The organism is Paenibacillus cookii, assembly GCF_018333375.1.
In the GTDB taxonomy this organism is placed as follows: Bacteria; Bacillota; Bacilli; order Paenibacillales; family Paenibacillaceae; genus Paenibacillus_AQ; species Paenibacillus_AQ cookii.
Window position 1 is genome coordinate 43,402 of sequence record NZ_BORW01000004.1, and the last position, 16,346, is coordinate 59,747.

At 54.6% G+C, this 16,346-nt stretch carries 12 protein-coding genes; 10 read left to right on the plus strand and 2 right to left on the minus strand.

What is annotated here, in order from left to right; translation table 11 throughout:
- Positions 1-14 precede the first annotated feature (14 nt).
- The 5 genes from KI367_RS06000 to KI367_RS06020 all read left to right on the plus strand — a co-directional run bounded on the left by KI367_RS06000 (position 15) and on the right by KI367_RS06020 (position 8,031).
- On the plus strand, positions 15-1,115 hold the full coding sequence (locus KI367_RS06000) for an ATP-binding protein (protein WP_212948373.1): 1,101 nt from the start codon (positions 15-17) through the stop codon (positions 1,113-1,115).
- Positions 1,112-3,514 (plus strand): DUF5682 family protein, encoded by a 2,403-nt coding sequence (locus tag KI367_RS06005; protein ID WP_212948374.1) that lies wholly within the window; start codon positions 1,112-1,114, stop codon positions 3,512-3,514. The genes KI367_RS06000 and KI367_RS06005 overlap by 4 nt, the downstream gene beginning before the upstream one ends.
- 3 nt (positions 3,515-3,517) lie before the next feature.
- Entirely contained in the window at positions 3,518-4,741 is a 1,224-nt protein-coding gene (locus KI367_RS06010) for a VWA domain-containing protein (RefSeq protein ID WP_212948376.1), read from the plus strand.
- 149 nt (positions 4,742-4,890) lie between these two features.
- Positions 4,891-5,556 (plus strand): spermine/spermidine synthase domain-containing protein, encoded by a 666-nt coding sequence (locus KI367_RS06015; RefSeq protein WP_212948378.1) that lies wholly within the window; start codon positions 4,891-4,893, stop codon positions 5,554-5,556.
- A 219-nt stretch (positions 5,557-5,775) separates the two neighbouring features.
- Entirely contained in the window at positions 5,776-8,031 is a 2,256-nt protein-coding gene (locus tag KI367_RS06020; RefSeq protein ID WP_212948380.1) for a hypothetical protein, read from the plus strand.
- A gap of 194 nt (positions 8,032-8,225) precedes the next feature.
- Here the strand turns inward: KI367_RS06020 and KI367_RS06025 are convergent, their stop codons facing one another.
- Positions 8,226-8,999, minus strand: a complete 774-nt coding sequence (locus KI367_RS06025) for a hypothetical protein (RefSeq protein WP_156124529.1) — start codon at positions 8,997-8,999, stop codon at positions 8,226-8,228.
- Positions 9,000-9,166: 167 nt separating this feature from the next.
- Here KI367_RS06025 and KI367_RS27500 point away from each other — a divergent pair, with 167 nt between their 5' ends.
- From KI367_RS27500 to KI367_RS06045, 4 genes are all read left to right on the plus strand, one after another.
- Positions 9,167-10,165 carry an SMI1/KNR4 family protein gene (locus KI367_RS27500; RefSeq protein WP_306433218.1) on the plus strand — a complete coding sequence of 333 codons (999 nt, stop codon included), beginning with the start codon at positions 9,167-9,169 and terminating at the stop codon, positions 10,163-10,165.
- A 25-nt stretch (positions 10,166-10,190) separates the two neighbouring features.
- Positions 10,191-11,375 (plus strand): GIY-YIG nuclease family protein, encoded by a 1,185-nt coding sequence (locus tag KI367_RS06035; RefSeq protein ID WP_212948382.1) that lies wholly within the window; start codon positions 10,191-10,193, stop codon positions 11,373-11,375.
- A 218-nt stretch (positions 11,376-11,593) separates the two neighbouring features.
- The gene (locus tag KI367_RS06040; protein WP_052146870.1) at positions 11,594-11,971 is read left to right on the plus strand and encodes a helix-turn-helix domain-containing protein; all 378 of its coding nucleotides are present in this window, start codon (positions 11,594-11,596) and stop codon (positions 11,969-11,971) included.
- A gap of 58 nt (positions 11,972-12,029) precedes the next feature.
- Complete coding sequence (locus tag KI367_RS06045) at positions 12,030-12,806, plus strand: nucleotidyltransferase domain-containing protein (protein ID WP_212948384.1); 777 nt, start codon at positions 12,030-12,032, stop codon at positions 12,804-12,806.
- Positions 12,807-12,876: 70 nt separating this feature from the next.
- Here KI367_RS06045 and KI367_RS06050 read toward each other — a convergent pair whose 3' ends face one another.
- The gene (locus tag KI367_RS06050; protein WP_212948386.1) at positions 12,877-13,824 is read right to left on the minus strand and encodes a helix-turn-helix transcriptional regulator; all 948 of its coding nucleotides are present in this window, start codon (positions 13,822-13,824) and stop codon (positions 12,877-12,879) included.
- Positions 13,825-13,932: 108 nt separating this feature from the next.
- Between KI367_RS06050 and KI367_RS06055 the strand changes: the two genes are divergently transcribed.
- Positions 13,933-16,248 (plus strand): ATP-binding cassette domain-containing protein, encoded by a 2,316-nt coding sequence (locus KI367_RS06055; protein WP_212948388.1) that lies wholly within the window; start codon positions 13,933-13,935, stop codon positions 16,246-16,248.
- The last annotated feature ends 98 nt before the right edge of the window (positions 16,249-16,346 follow it).

Below are 16,346 nucleotides of genomic sequence, written 5' to 3' on the forward strand. Positions count from 1 at the left end.
GGAGCGAATAGGCAATGAGTAACGTATCCACGATGCAGGACATCATGCGCAAGCCTGCGGAGCTTTTATACCAAGATGAGCTGCAGGCTTTGATCCGCGAGGATCAGGGGAAAATTCCGGCGGGGTGGCAAATGTCTCCGCAGTCGGTGCTCAAGTTTATCGTCGGCGGGACCGCCGGCAAGCAGGTCATCACGCCCAAATACATCGGAAACCCGCGCATCGTCGAAATGGCCATTGCGACGATGGTCACGGACCGGGCGCTGCTGTTGATCGGCGAACCGGGGACCGCCAAATCGTGGCTGTCCGAAAACCTGGCCGCCGCCATTTACGGCAACTCCGGTTTGGTGGTGCAGGGGACGGCGGGAACGACGGAGGAGCAGGTCCGTTATTCCTGGAACTATGCCATGCTCCTCGCCCAGGGGCCGACGCCCGAAGCGCTGGTGAAAAGCCCGATCATGCGGGCGATGGAAGAAGGCGGGATCGCGCGTTTTGAGGAGATATCCCGCTGCGCATCCGAAGTTCAGGATGCCTTGATTTCCATCTTGTCGGAAAAAACGATATCGATCCCCGAACTCGGCAAGGAGCTGAACGCGCGCAAAGGATTCAGCGTCATCGCGACGGCGAACACCCGCGACCGCGGCGTCAACGAAATGTCGACGGCGCTGAAGCGGCGGTTTAATATGATCGTTTTGCCGGCGCCGGCGGATCTGGAAACGGAGATGGAGATCGTAAAAAAACGCGTTTCCGAAATTGCCGCCTCCTACGACCTCCAGACGGCGGTTCCGGCGGACGAGGCGCTGCTCAAGGTCGTGACGATCTTCCGGGAGCTGCGCAGCGGCATGACGCTCGACAAAAAAGAAAAGGTCAAATCCCCGGCCGGGGTGATCTCGACGGCAGAGGCCATCTCGCTCCTCACCAACAGCATGGCGCTGGCAGCCAGCTTCGGAAGCGGCGACATCACGGACGAGGATCTGGCTGCGGGGTTGCAGGGCGCGATCGTTAAAGACGACGACAAAGACCGTCTCGTCTGGAAGGAATATTTGGACAACGTGATGAAAAAGCGGGGAGCAAGCTGGAGAGGCCTTTATGCCGCCTGCAAGGAGATGAATTCATGAAGACGGCCCGCGGCGCTGGCGTGCACATTTTCGGCGTCCGGCACCTGTCGCCGGCCGGCGCTTATCATGTCGCCGACTTTCTCGATAAGGCACAGCCGACGGCCGTGTTGATCGAAGGTCCCTCGGACGCCACTGCCGAAATCGCGCATTTGACGAACGTATCGACGAAACCGCCCGTCGCGATGCTGGCCTTTACCGAGGAGCTTCCGGTCCGCACCGCTCTATGGCCGTTTGCGGCATATTCGCCGGAATATCAAGCGATGCTGTGGGCACGGAAACATGGGGCGTACTGCGCGTTCATCGACTTGCCTTCGTCCTCCGTGATCGGATTGGAGGATATCCGCGGTTCGGCTGCGGCAAGTCCTGCCGGCTTACGGGAAGACGAAAATCCTGACTTGCCGGCTCTGGCCAAAGCCACCGGCCAAGCCGCCGAAGGGACGGTTGTTGAACGTTCCGGGGCGGATGAAGGAAACGAAACGACCGCATCGTCTCTGTATGAGCGAATAGCGAAAATATCAGGGGAGCCTGATTTTGACACGTACTGGGAGCGGAATTTTGAACATAACTTAAGCCCTGACGCGTACCGCCAAACGATATTGGCTTATTCCGAACGCATGCGCGAGCTGACGGAGGAGTCGGAGCAAACGTCCCGGCGGGGGGAATACGCTTATAACGCGATTCGCGAAGCCTATATGTGCCGGCAGATCGCGGATGCCATCGCGGCCGGGCACAGCCCCGACCGGATTGTCGTCGTTTGCGGGGCTTACCATGCTTCCGCCCTCGGCGACCTTGCCAATGCGATGAGCGATGAAGAGATGAAGCTCCTTCCTTCGCGCAAGACGAAGCTGACGCTGATGCCGTACTCGTATTTGAAGCTGTCGTCGTTGACGGGTTATGGGGCAGGAAACGTCGCCCCGTACTATTTCGAGATGATGTGGGAGCATATGCGGCGCGGAACGCTCCAGGAGCTGCCGCATCGTTATCTGGCATCCGTCGCCGCCGATTTGAGAGCAGCGGGCACGCACCGTTCGACGGCCGAGGTGATCGAGGCGGTCAGGTTTGCGGAATCTTTGGCGGCCCTTCATGACGGTCTCGCCCCGACGCTCACGGACCTGAGGGATGCCGCCAAAACGCTTCTGGGTCGGGGGGAGTTGTCCGTGGTCGCCGAATCGCTTGCGAAAGCGGAGGTGGGCACGGCGATCGGATCATTGGCCGAGGGCGTCAGCCAGACGCCGATTCAGGAAGACATGAACCGGCAGCTCAAACGCCTCAAGCTGGAGAAGTACAAAACGGCGGTTGCCGCCGACCTTTCTTTGGATCTGCGGGAAAACCGGAGAGTGTCTTCAAAGGAAGCGGCGTTTCTCGACTTGAACCGATCATTTTGGTTCCACCGGTTATCCCTTCTCGGCATCCATTTCGTGAAGGCCAAAGCCAGGGGCGAGGAACAGGCGGCCTGGGCGGAGCATTGGATCGTTCAGTGGTCGCCCGAAGTGGAAATCGAAGTGGTGGAATCGAATTTGCTGGGCGAAACCGTGGAAACCGCCGCGGCATTTGTTCTGCAGCAGAGGCTGGAATCCTGTTCCACGATCAAGGAGGCATCCGAGCTCATCACGGCGGCATATGAATGCGGCATGATCCACCAGATGGAAGCGGGCCGGTCGGCGCTTCAAAAGCTGGCCGTGCAGAGCCAGAACGTCGCCGAAATCGCGGAGGCGGCGAGAAAGCTGTCGCAGCTCGTCCGTTTTGGCGGCGTGCGCAGAATCGATACGGCCCCGCTCGTCCCGCTGCTTCAGCAGCTGTTCCTTCGCGCTTGCCTGTATTTTTACGAGGCAAGCCAGTGCAATGACGAGGCAGCCAAGCCGATGGCCGCCGCGATGAACGAAATGAACCACATCGCTTCGGAACATAGCGGCGAGGTCGATGACGAGCTTTGGGTTCGGGAGCTGGCCAGACTGTCCGACCGGGACGACGCCAATCCCCTGCTCTCGGGACTGGCTTGCGCCATGCTGCTGGAGCGGGGCGAGCTTTCGGCGGAGCAGTGCGCCGCGGAGGTGTCGCGGCGGCTGTCGCCGGGAATCCCCGCCGAACTGGGCGCGGGATGGTTCGAAGGGCTCGCGCTGCGCAATCGCTACGCGCTGCTGTCGCGCATGAGCTTATGGCAGCAGCTTGACGAATACATTTCCACGCTGGAGGATGAGGAGTTTAAGCGTGCGCTCGTATTTTTGCGCCGCGCCTTCAGCGCCTTCAGCCCGAAAGAAAAAACAATGGTTGCCGAACTGCTCGGAGAGTTGTGGGGCGTCGAGCCGGAGCAGGCGGCGGAAATCGTCATGGACGATCTTAAGGAGGAAGAAGCCCGGATGCTGGATGAAATTAACGATTTTGATTTCGAGGATTTTTAGGCCATGGCCGACACCGTAAATCGTCAGCCGTTATCCCGTTGGCGGCTTATTCTGGGCGAAGCCGCCGAAGAGGAACTCGGCCGGTATGGCCAAAACGGCACGTTGGAGCTGAGCAGCGACGAGCTGATCATGGATCGGGCGCTGGCGGCCATTTATGACCGGACGGAAGATGGAGGAGAAGGCCCGCCGGGTGCCGGGTCTGGCGCCCGCGGCGCGGGAAGGGGGAAATCCGCTCCCCGGCTGGCGCAATGGCTGGGGGACGTGCGCACGTTTTTTCCGGAGGACGTCGTGTCCGTCATTCAAAACGATGCCATGGAACGTAAAGGCTGGAAGCAGCTTTTGTTCGAACCGGAGGTGCTGGCCAGCGTCAAGCCGGACATCCAGCTCGTCGGAACGCTGCTTTCGCTGAAAGGGAAAATTCCAGAGCAGACCAAAGATACCGCCCGCATGCTTGTGCAGGCGGTGGTGGACGAACTGGTGAAACGCATGAGCCATGAGCTTCAAAGGGCGGTCACCGGCGCGCTGAACCGGAGGCAGCATACGCCGCTGCCGTCCCTTAGCGGGATCGACTGGAAACGGACGATCCAGCGGAACCTGAAGCATTATGACGTCGAGCGCAAACGGATCATTCCCGAAAAATTTTATTATTTTGACCGGGCCAAACGAAACAAGGAATGGACGGTTATCGTCGACATCGACCAAAGCGGTTCGATGGCCGAATCGGTGATCTGGGCGTCGGTGATCGGCTCCATTTTTGCCAGCATTCCTGCGCTGGATACCCGCGTCGTCGTGTTTGACACGGAGGTCGTCGACCTGACCGAGCAATGCGCCAACGATCCGGTGGATATGCTGTTCGGCATTCAGCTTGGCGGCGGCACGAATATCGACAAATCCGTGGCATACTGCGAGCAGTTCATCAAGGAACCGAAAAAAACGCTGTTCATCCTCATTTCCGACCTTTATGAAGGCGGCAACCAGTCCCGGCTCATCCGGCGCATGCGGGAGATGAGGGAAGCCGGGGTCAAAACGCTCGGCCTCCTCGCTTTGTCCGATGAAGGCAAACCGTTTTACGACGAACGGCTTGCGCGGGTGTTGTCCAAGGACGGGACGCCTTGTTTTGCTTGTACGCCTGCGATGCTGCCGCAATTGGTGGAAGGCGCTTTAAAAGGGCAGGACTTGGCGGAGCTGGCAAAGCGGCTGGACACCCAAAGCAAACCGGGCGTTTAACATTGTTGCAGCAGATGCGCCTCTTTATCTTTTATTAAGCGAAGTGAACGGATTTATTAAGCTTTGGATTGGACTTCCTGTGTCCCTGTAGGGTTATAATGGAGAATGGCAGAATTGATGAACATTTTCTAGGGCAGGAGGTAGGTACCATGAATTACGCACCGGAAATCATAGAACGCAGTCACACGGATCGGGGAGATATCCAGCTTCAGAAAAGGGAAAATCACTTTGAGATCATCTACAACGGCACTTTCCTGATGGCCACGTACAACGGAGAGTCGGAAAGGCTGCTGGTGAGCAGCGCTCTTCGCAAGTGCCCATATCCGCGCAAAGTGCTGATCGGCGGGTTGGGGGTCGGATTTTCGCTGGAAGAAGCTTTATCGGATTCGAGAGTGGAGCAGGTGGATGTCGTCGAGATTGAGGAAGCGATCATTCGTTGGAACCGGAAGCATTTGGCTCCGTATTCCGGCCACGCGCTGGATGACCCGCGCACGAATGTGATTCATACGGACCTGGTAAAATGGATGAATGAAACCGATGCTTCCTACGATGCCGTTTGCCTCGACATTGATAACGGACCGGATTGGACCGTGTCGGCGTCAAATACGGGGCTTTATTCGGAGCAAGGCATAAAAGCGGCCATCCGGCTGCTTCGTCCGCATGGCGCCGTATCCTATTGGAGCGCCGGGTCGTCGCCGGAATTCGCGGAATATTTGAAACGGTTTTTCCATGGCGTCGAAGCACTGCAGATTCCCCAGCAGCGGGGGGAACCCGACTATGTTTATTTGGCTTCTTCGCCCAAAAGCATACATTAATCCGTGTTTTTTCTCTCACTCCAAAACGGTTTGACACCGACGCGGCGGATACAGTGCTTAAAATCATGCCAAGGGCGGCATTTGCTTTTCCCAAGGCAACCGGCGGCAACATTGGCTTTTTGATGGATGGGGAAGTTTGGATAAAGTTTTTCGCATGAAGGCAGGATATCTGCCTTTTTGCGTTTTTAGATACCAAGAGCAGTAAAGGAGGGGACCCGGGTGAAGCGAGCCATCTCGCTATTTAATCTGGTATTTATGATTCCGGCCATCGTGTTGAGCTTTATGGTTTGGAACGATTATTCCAGCCGGATCGAAGATAGTGCAAAACAATTGGCGGCATCCGACCGCAGCTTGTTTTTTCTGGACGGCGGCAACAAGGTGATGTCGGTTGAAGAAGATGACGATACGGGACTTCGGGGCGAGCTGTATGACGTCAAAACGCAACAATTGCTGAAAAAAGTCCCGCTTCGTTCCAACCTGCATGGACAGCTTGTTTCAACTTATCAAAATGGGCGGTTGATTCTTGTAACCTTGGATGACAGCGATCAGTTAAACATCCATGCGATCGATTCCGAGGGAGGCGTCAAAGAGTTGGCCCAGAAGACGGTGGAGCTCTCGGGATTTCTGGATAGCAGCGTGCATCCATGGCGGGGAAAGCTTATCGTTTCCGGCGAAACGAACGGCAGCGTTCCGTTTATCGCCCAGGTGGAAAAAGGAAAATTGCAGAAGGTTAACTTGGATCAGCCTAAGCTGCTGCCTTCCAGGCCGACCTTCATAAGGGAAGTCACGGGAAGCTTCGAGAGCGATGCGGCCGTACCGATGTTCGAGGTGGATCTGCATGACGACCGGAACGCTTTCGTAAGCGGATGGTTGAATCCGCAAAACACCCCCCTCACGTACGTTCAGAAGGATAATGAAACTTCATTCGATGCGAAAGACCATGCCGCCCGCCAATTTGCGGCACAATTGGGCCGAACAGAAGGCGGTTTGCTTCAGGTGGATTCTTCATATCCGAAACAAGTCCGGTATTATGATGCGGCGACGAAAAAAACGGGAAGCGTATTGCCGACGCCGATGCCGGTGTACCAGGCGCAATTGTATCCATTAAACGACCATGAAACGCTCATAGCCGGTTCCACGACCAAAGATGAAGCTGAGGGGCATGTCCTGGGGTATCTTTACGATGAAAAGACAAAGCAATTCACGGATGTTTCGGCCATCGTCTCCCTGATCCCTTATGAAGATCTGAAAAGCGACCGGCTGCATTTTTACAAAGAAGCCGGCAGCAGCGTCCTGCTCTATTCGAATGCCGAGGCTTCCGCAGGATGGATGAATATCCGCGATGGTTCATTGAACTTATTAAACAATCAAACGTTTCAGCAATGGCTGGCCGCCAAAGATGAAAACCGCAAATCGGTCCAAAGCTTTATGGCATATCTTAAGCAGGGGGATGCAGTCGTCATCAACTGGGCTATTTGGGTTTTGATTGCTGTTTTGGTGTTTGGTTCATGGGCCATCCTCCCGCCGCTTTTAAGAGCCAGCCGCAAACGGAGGCTGGATCGGGGCGTCACGATTCCCGGAACGATCACGAATATGTCGGAAACGGGGACGCTCGTCAACAATCAGCCGCTGGTTCGCTTGACGGTCCGGTTTCAAGACGAAGGGCGGACGAAAGAGGTCGAGATCTCCAAAGTCGTTTCCTATTTGAATCCGGTCCATGTGGGGGATTCGGTCATGATTAGCTACGACCGCCGCAAAAACAAAGCGATGTTTCTCACTTCGGCGGATCTGCCGGAACAGGCGGAGCCCGTGATCATCGGGCAAGCGGTTCTGAAACGAATCGATTTCTGCGGCAACGTGAACCGGGGAAGCGCGCTGCTGCTGCATTTCGAAGCCGGGGGCAAGCCGTATTCCATTCCCGTGGTGCAGGCTGCCGGGTTCGAATACCGTACCGGGGAAACGGCGGCGCTCATTCAGGTTGGAGGACTCACCCGTTTGTATGCTTATGGAAGCCAAGCAAACTTAAACGGTTCGGACCGGTTAAATCTCGAAGGGGAAGTGATCCGAATCCAACCCTTCGAGGTGACGATCAACGACCGGCAATTGCTGCTGTTTGAAACGCTGATAAGCCATGGCCGGGAGCGGCTGCGCAAGGTGAACAGCCAATTCGTGCCTCGGGGTCTTTCGGTGCAGGTGGGGAACATCATTCCGGCCTCGGTCAAAAAGGAGGAGCTCGATAAAGAAATCCGGCTGCTTCAAGGCAAGCAGGGCAGCGGAAAGGTGACCTCCGTCTCGTATTCCGGCACGAACGGCGATCGTCCGCTCGCCCGCATTACCGTAGAGCGAAACGGGGAGGAGTATTACATCGAACAATCGGTTGAGCCGGTCTACGGGGTGGAGACGGGGGATGAATTATGGATCGCTTATGACGAACATTCGCGCGAAGCGATCATTATCCAGTATGCGGTGGCTTAACGAACGAAAAAATCATCTGCAGAGATCTTGCCTGCAGATGATTTTTCATAGCGCATCGATCTAGCTTGCTTGCTGCATCAATGTTCTGCGCCGTGATCCAGCGGAGTGACGATGCCTGTGCCGGGAGCGGCCGAAATCGGAACGACGTTAATGACGGACAATACAAGAATGGCGGACAGGATAAACTTTTTCATTCAAATCACAACCCTTTCCATAATATTGGCAATATGCAAATGAAATGTGTCGACTTGTTCCGGACTTGCAAATGGTCGAAGGGACTCAAAATAAACAATGGCCTGCTTGTAATACTTGTCATTTTCCGTTTTATCGGTAGAGGTCAGCAGCCTTAACGTGTAATCGATTGCGGCGTTGTAATCGGCGTGGGCGATTTTGTACTTGATGATCCCGAGCAGGAAGTTATGGAGGTAAGCGGTGTCGATCACGCCTTGCGAGCTGCTGTGAAGCAGGTCCGAGATTTGCCCGGAGAACAACGTAAGTACATGATCGATATTGAGACTGAATTTGTTGGCCGTCTTCAGGATCGACATCAATCCGGGCAGCACTTCCTTGGGGTTGCGAAGCAGAAATTCAACGTAGTGCGGGAGGATGTCGCTTTCGCCTGAAAGCAGCAGCACTTCCAGCCTGTTCGGCTCGGAGATGAACTTGTAGTAGCGAATTTCCTGCAGCGCTTCCTCGTCCAAAGGCTGGAACCAGCTTAAATCGGCATACTGGTCGATGCATCGCAAAGCTTCGCCGTAATGCTCGAGTTCCTTGTAAGCCAGGCCTTTCATGAGTAGACTATATCCATAGTAGTAGGCCAGATGGCGGGAAGGCTTCAAATATTGGTCAGAGGTACCTTGTTGGTTTTCGTAGAGGTTTTGAACCCGCTTGTAAAGCGAATCGGATAATTCCAATAGCTTGTCCCATAATTCGAAGGAGTAAGTCATTTTCAGCATTTTCGTGACCACGTCAAGGTCCATCTCATCGATTTCGATGACTTCGTCTATTTCGACTTCACCTCCTAATAATTACAAGATTTGTATATATCATACTAAACGCGGGTCGTAGGGTCAATAAAAATGTGAAAATAAGGAAGAAAATATTGAAACATGGAAATCAATAGGAGGAATTCCATATGGACGCTTCATCTGCCATACTGTTATTGCAATGCCATGCTTTTGCCCATGAAGATGTGCGGCACCATAAAATGACGTACGGTTTTCTCGGAAGTTTGAGACCGTTCAGCGGGGAACTGCAGGAGAGCTATTTCCATGAACTCATGGCTGTTGTGCGCGCGCTTTCCGGAGAATTTGGCAAGCCGGCGTTAAACCGGGAGCTCATCGCCTGCTTGTGGAGCATCACCCATTTGGCCCGGGCATGGGCGGTGGAGCCGGACGGAGTTTTGCGCAGCAACGGCCTGATTGCGGACGAGCAGGTCGCCCGGATGGAACGGTGGCTGGATCTCATCTCTTACGCGGTCATGATTTTGCTGGAGAACGGCGGCGAAGAAGAAGCGTTCTGGGGTTACCGCGAGTATATATCGGAACAGTTGGATCCCCTCATGGCCGAGCTCGATGTTTTGCTAAAGGAAAAAGCCGTGGACGCCGACATTCAGGAGCTGCATGCAAGCTACCAGCAACGCCCCGGAGCGGATGAACAACAATTGGCTGCGTTCGAGGCGAAATTCGGGCTGCTGCCCGAGGATTTCCGCGCTTTTTATCGCCGAAAGGACGGCAGCGGGTATGCGTTTCACGTTTTGTACCCGGGCGATGGCGAATCGGATGAGGGCATGCCGTTTTATTTGATGTCCTTGGACGAAATCGAAGAGACCAAAAGCTATTTTTGCGAACGGGACGAATTGCTGGCAGAGCATTATTCCGAAGAGGAGATGCGAAAGCTGGATCCGGAGATCAAACCTTTTTTATTTCATGAGAAATGGCTGCCGTTTGCGACGATGGCCGGGGGCTCCGTTTATTTGATGCTTGACCTCGATCCGTCCGAGCAGGGAACCTACGGGCAAATCATCAGCTACGTGCATGATCCGGATTTTGTTTATTATGTCGCGGATTCCTTCATGGAATTGTTGAGGGAATCGAACCGGAATCTTGGCCTGATGGATGCCATCGAATATTAAGGCCCGCGGGGGAAAGGGGAGCAACATGAGCGGAAAACGCATAAACGGTCTTGCCGGTCACCCAACCGAAACCGATCCCGGAAAAACTGCCGGCTCCGTGCTGAAAGACAAGCTCCGGCGTCTTCCCGAAGCGCCCGGCGTATATATCATGAAAGATGCCCGCGGCGGCATTTTATATGTCGGAAAGTCCAAGCATTTAAAAAACAGGGTGAGTTCGTATTTCCATCGCTCCAAATCCCATGCGCCCAAAATCAAAAGGCTCGTCCAGCATGTACAGGATTTGGAGATCATCCGGACGGATACCGAATTCGAAGCTTTGCTGCTGGAATGCAGCCTGATTCATAAATTCAAGCCGATGTACAACCGGAAAATGAAAAACCCTGCTTCGTACGCATATATCGTCATCCCGGCATCGGCGGGGCTGCGCCATTTCGAGACGACCCGCCAGCCACTGGCGGCTCCGGGAGACGAAGTGTTTGGCCCTTATCCGGCAAGCGAACTTGCGGTCCAAAACGCGGTGCAAACGATTTTGGAATCCTTCAAAATCGCCTGCAGTCCCGCGGCAGCGGCAAACGCGCCCTGTTTGAACCACGACATCGGTCTGTGCCTGGGCATGTGTCTGGGCGGTACAAAGTTGGCGGAATACCGGCAAAGGATGGAGCGGTTTATCGGGCTGCTTCATGGTACCGACCGGAGCCTTTGCGATGAGGTGGAGCGGGAAATGGCGGCGGCAGCCGGACGCTTTGATTTTGAAGCGGCCGCCCGATACAGGGACGTGCTGCAGGCGCTCCGATTTTTGGAGCGGAAAGAGAAAATCATCGGCTTTGCCGGAAACAACCCCAATGTGCTTCTTTACGAACCTGTGGACCAAAACGCGATCAAGCTTTTTCTCGTCAAAAGGCATACCGTTCTCTTTAGCCGGGTGTTTTCCATCGGAACCGAAAAGGAGGCGCAGCGGCTGGAAAAAGAAGCCAACGTACTGGTCCAGGCTTATTTCAAGCAAAATGAATGGGCGATTGCGTCGGAAGTCGGCAAAGACGAGATCGACGAAGCCCAGATCCTCTACAGTTATGTGCAGGCCCATCCCCGCCAAGCTTTGCTCATCCCGGATGAATGGCTCGAATCGGAATCGTCGTCGGCATTAGCCGATGCTTTGCATTCATTAATGTCGGGCATAACGAACGGGATGGACGAATACGATGAAGGATAACCCGGAAGATGCCGCAAGAATCGCCCGATAATGATTCAAAATAACAAAAATCGTGATGAATAAACCCATCATGCGTAACCTCGGACCCTGGTCCGGGGTTCTATATTATGAAAGCGGCAGCCAATAAGCTAATAGGATGTCAGACGAACGATCGATAGAAAAAATGCGCCTCAACAAGCGCAGAATTGGACCAATCCCAACGAAAAGGGGTGCAGCAAATGGCCAAAACACAGCTTGAAGACATGGGAGAACGACTTAAAACCGCCAGAATCAACCGGAAATTGACGAAAATGGAGGTATGCTGGAGAACGCAAATTCAACCCGATGCCCTCGAAGTCTACGAATCGGCCCAAGAGGAGCCTGACCTGCTGTCTCTCGCCAAGCTTTCGGATACATATCGAGTTTCGCTGGACTGGCTGATCACCGGATTCGAGTTTTATTCCAAAAGCCTGCTCGCCAACGCCGAGCAGGAGGTGAAGCGGCTGCAGAGCATAATAAAAGAGCAGTCGCGCGTCATCGAAACGATCCGGGAAGCGGTGAACGGACCAAACCAGAAGGGACAAACGGCCAAAAGAAAACGGAAAGTGATTCCCTAACTCCCTGGCAGAGGGAGGTCCGGGGACGCAGCTCTTTACAGAATAGGAGAGAAAACGATTGAAAGAAGTCATCGTGGATAAAATTCATGAAATCGAACGGGAGCATCAGGTCAAGATTTTGTTTGCGGTCGAATCGGGAAGCCGGGCTTGGGGCTTTCCGTCCCGGGATAGCGACTACGACGTGCGATTCGTCTATATCCATCGGCCGGAATGGTATTTGTCCATCGACGAGAAACGGGACGTCATCGAGGTGCCGATCAACGAGCAGCTGGACATCAACGGCTGGGATATCCGGAAAGCGCTGAAACTGTTTCGGAAATCGAACCCGCCGCTGCTGGAGTGGCTCGGTTCGGATATCCGGTATTACGAAGCCTACGGTTTTAAGGAAGACATGCTTGCGTTAAGTGACCGGGTGTTCTCCCCAAGGGCTTCCGTGCATCATTATTTGCATATGGCGACGGGAAATTTTCGGGGCTATTTGCAGGGGGAGCAGGTGAAAATCAAAAAAATTTTTTATTTGCTCAGGCCGATTCTAGCCTGCAAATGGGTTGAAAAATACAATGCGAACCCGCCGATTTTGTTTCAGGACCTGGTCGGCGATTTGGTCACGGAGCCGGAGCTGAAAGCGGCCATCGAAGATTTGCTGAGGCGGAAAATCGCCGGCGAGGAGTTGGACCTCGAACATCGGGTGGAGGTCATCCATGAGTTCATCGAAAAGGAGATCGAACATTTGACGGAATTTGCGCGGTCCGCGCATTCCGAGCTTGAGGATCCTACCCAGATGCTGGACGAGCTGTTCCGGAAATATTTAAAAATCGTTTGGAATTTCGGATGAACATAGGAGCATAGGCAAGGGCGAAGCGGCCGGTCTTTAGGGATCGGCCGCTTTTTTTGTACTGCCGCGCCTAAACTTGCGAATATTGATGCAGCAGCGTTTCGGCATGCGCCCGGATCAAGTCGATGACTTCCTGCGGTTCCAACACTTTGGCTTCCTTTCCCAGCCCGGCGAAAAATGCGGCCGTATACCCGACGTCGCCGCGGTCAATAACCGTATCGATTTTGCCGGCGGCCCTGTTCCCAAGCCCTTTCCCAAGAGGGACCGGATCGCACCAGGGGTAGCTTTGGCATTGCCGCATGCCCTCTTCGGTCAATTCGACCACCAGTCGGACAGGGGAAGATACCGTATAATTTTCAAGCCATTCCATAAGCCCGGTATGCACTTCATAGGTTTCATCCGAGATTTGAAGCGATTGGATCCGGTCTACGCGAAACAGGCGCACGTTGCCTTTGTCCACGTCGCAGGCGGGCATATACCATAATCCGTCATTGGCGTATACGCCGATCGGCACGGCATTCCTTGTTCGGGCTCCCGATTTGGAACGGTACGTCATGCAGACGATTCGGCGCCCCACGGCGGCTTCGATGAGTTCCTTCAAATAAGGGGCTTTGACGCTTCGTTTCGGATTCCAGAAAGACAGCACATGTTCAAGCCGTTTGATTTTCGGCTTCACGTCCGCCGGCAGGAGAGCAAACAATTTTCTCGATGCGGAGTCGATGTCGGCATCAAAGGGCAGCGAATCGTAATGCCTGAGTGAGCGGAACGCGAAAAAAATGGCGAGCGCTTCGTTTTCGTCAAACGATACCGGCGGCAGCACCCGGTTGTTCAGCGTCCGGTACCCGCCGTTTCGGCCCTGCTCGGTATAGACGGGAACGCCCAATTCGCTGATTTCCATCAAATAACGATGAGCCGTCCGGATGGATACCCCGAATTCATGGGCGACGTCCTGGGCCGTAAAATGGCGTTTGGAATTGACGTACATGATGAGATCGAACAGCAGCTTGGTTTTGGACATGATCCCTCACCTCCGATGGCATGTTGTTTAAACTGGACAGCTATTGTCATGTTTAAAGTATATGCTAAGACTGATAAAGGATCAAAGGACGAAAGAGGAGGACAAACGATGAAAAGGCATCGACCTGACGAACAAGATCACATCCGCATCGTGGGAGCAAAAGGGAAAAATTTAAAGGATGTCGACGTGACGGTTCCGAAAAAACGGATCACGGTGTTTACCGGCGTTTCCGGTTCCGGCAAGTCGACGCTTGTTTTCGATACGATCGCCGCGGAATCGCAGCGCCAGTTAAACGAAACTTACTCGAGTTTTGTGCGCCACCGGATGCCCCATTACGGGCAGCCGAATGCGGATGCCATCGCCAATTTGCCGGTAGCCGTCGTCATCAGCCAGAAACGGATCGGCGGGAATTCTCGTTCGACCGTCGGGACCATCACGGATATTTACTCGCTGCTGCGGTTGTTGTTTTCCCGGATCGGAAAACCTTTCGCCGGCGAAGCCGAAGTCTTTTCGTTCAACAATCCGAAAGGCATGTGCCCGAAATGCGAAGGGCTTGGGACCGCCAAAGAGATCGATATCGACCAGCTCATTGACAAGGACAAATCCTTAAACGAAGGAGCCATTCGTTTCCCGACGTTCAGGCCCGGCGATTTTCGCTGGAAGCGTTACGTTTGCACGGGTTTGTTCGACAACGACAAAAAACTGAAGGATTTCACGGAGGAGGAATGGGATACGCTGGTGTTCAAGTCGGGATTCAAACCTCCGCATCCGACCGAAGGATGGCCGCCAACCGCTACGTACGAAGGAGTCGTTCCCCGAATCGTTCGCAGCTTTCTCAGCAAAGATCTAAGGGATGCCGAGCTGTACAAGGAGGATATCGAGCGCGTGGTCAGACGAGGGACGTGCCCGGCATGCGGCGGCGCAAGATTGAATGCCGAAGTGCTGAAATGCCGGATCCAAGGGAAAAACATCGCCGACTGCACCGCGATGCAGGTCAGCGATCTCATCGATTTTTTGGGCTTGATTCATGATCCGATCGTATCGACCATCGTCGAGGCGCTGAGGTTTCGTTTGCGGCAGATGCTTTCCGTCGGGTTGGGATATTTGGCTTTGGGCCGCGAAACGGCCACCTTGTCGGGCGGAGAATCCCAGCGGATCAAGATGGTCCGCCAGCTCGGGAGCAGCCTGACCGATCTTGCGTATATTTTTGACGAGCCCAGCATCGGCTTGCATCCGCATGACGTTCACAACATCAACGAGCTCCTCAAGCAATTGAGAGACAAAGGCAATACCGTGATCATCGTCGAGCATGACCCGGACGTCATTCGGATCGCGGATCATGTCATCGATATGGGGCCAAGGGCGGGCATCCACGGCGGGAACGTGGTTTACGAAGGGGATTTCCAGGGGCTGCTGGCGTCGGATACGCTGACGGGGAAATTCCTGAAGGAGAAACCTGCGCTAAAACAGGCAACCCGATCCCCATCCGGGTGGCTGTCCATTCAGGGCGCGAACCTGCATAATCTGAAAAACGTCAGCGTCCGCATTCCCCAAGGCGTCATGACGGTCGTAACGGGCGTAGCCGGATCGGGGAAAAGCACGCTCATCAATCAAATCCTCCCCCGGTACGCGCCGGAGGCCGTCTATGTCAACCAGGATGCGGTGCATGCCTCGAGCCGTTCGAATCTTGCGACGTTTACGGGCATGTTCGATCTCATTCGGACGCTGTTCGCCAAACGCAATCGGGCGGATATTTCCCTATTCAGCTTCAACTCCCGGGGAGCGTGCCCGGAATGCAAAGGGACGGGGATCGTGACGACCGACCTGGCGTTTATGGATTCCGTCGAAACGGTATGCGAGGTTTGCGGGGGACAGCGGTTTAAAAACGAGGTGCTTTCCTATACGGTAGACGGCAAAAACATCAGCGACGTGCTTCGCATGTCCGTGGAAGAAGCGGGGGACTTTTTTGAGGAACCCGATATCCTGGCGATTCTCGCCCGTCTCCGCGAAGCGGGAGCAGCGTATTTGATGCTTGGCCAGCCGCTCAGCACATTGTCCGGAGGGGAGCTGCAAAGGATCAAACTTGCGAAAGAGATGGAACGTCAAGGAGGGATGTACGTTTTGGACGAGCCGTCGACGGGGCTGCATTTGTCGGATATCCGGCAGCTGATGCGGATGCTGGACCGTTTGACGGATCAAGGTTGTACCGTGGTGGTCATCGAGCATCACCTCGACCTGATCAGCCGGGCCGATTGGATCATCGATATGGGACCCGGAGCGGGACAGGAGGGGGGAGAGATCGTATTTTCAGGGACGCCGGAAGACATCCTTGCAAGCGAAAGGTCGGTTACGGGGAGGTATTTGAAAAAATATCTTCAAGATGGACAAGGCGCAAGCGGTTCGGGGACTCCGCCCAAACGATAGGGGTTAGCCCGGGAGAACCCTGTTTCGACTAAGTTGGGATCGCCGCCGCGGCCGACGCCGGGATCCAGGTTTGAAAACAAGGTTGAAAACCGGTGCCC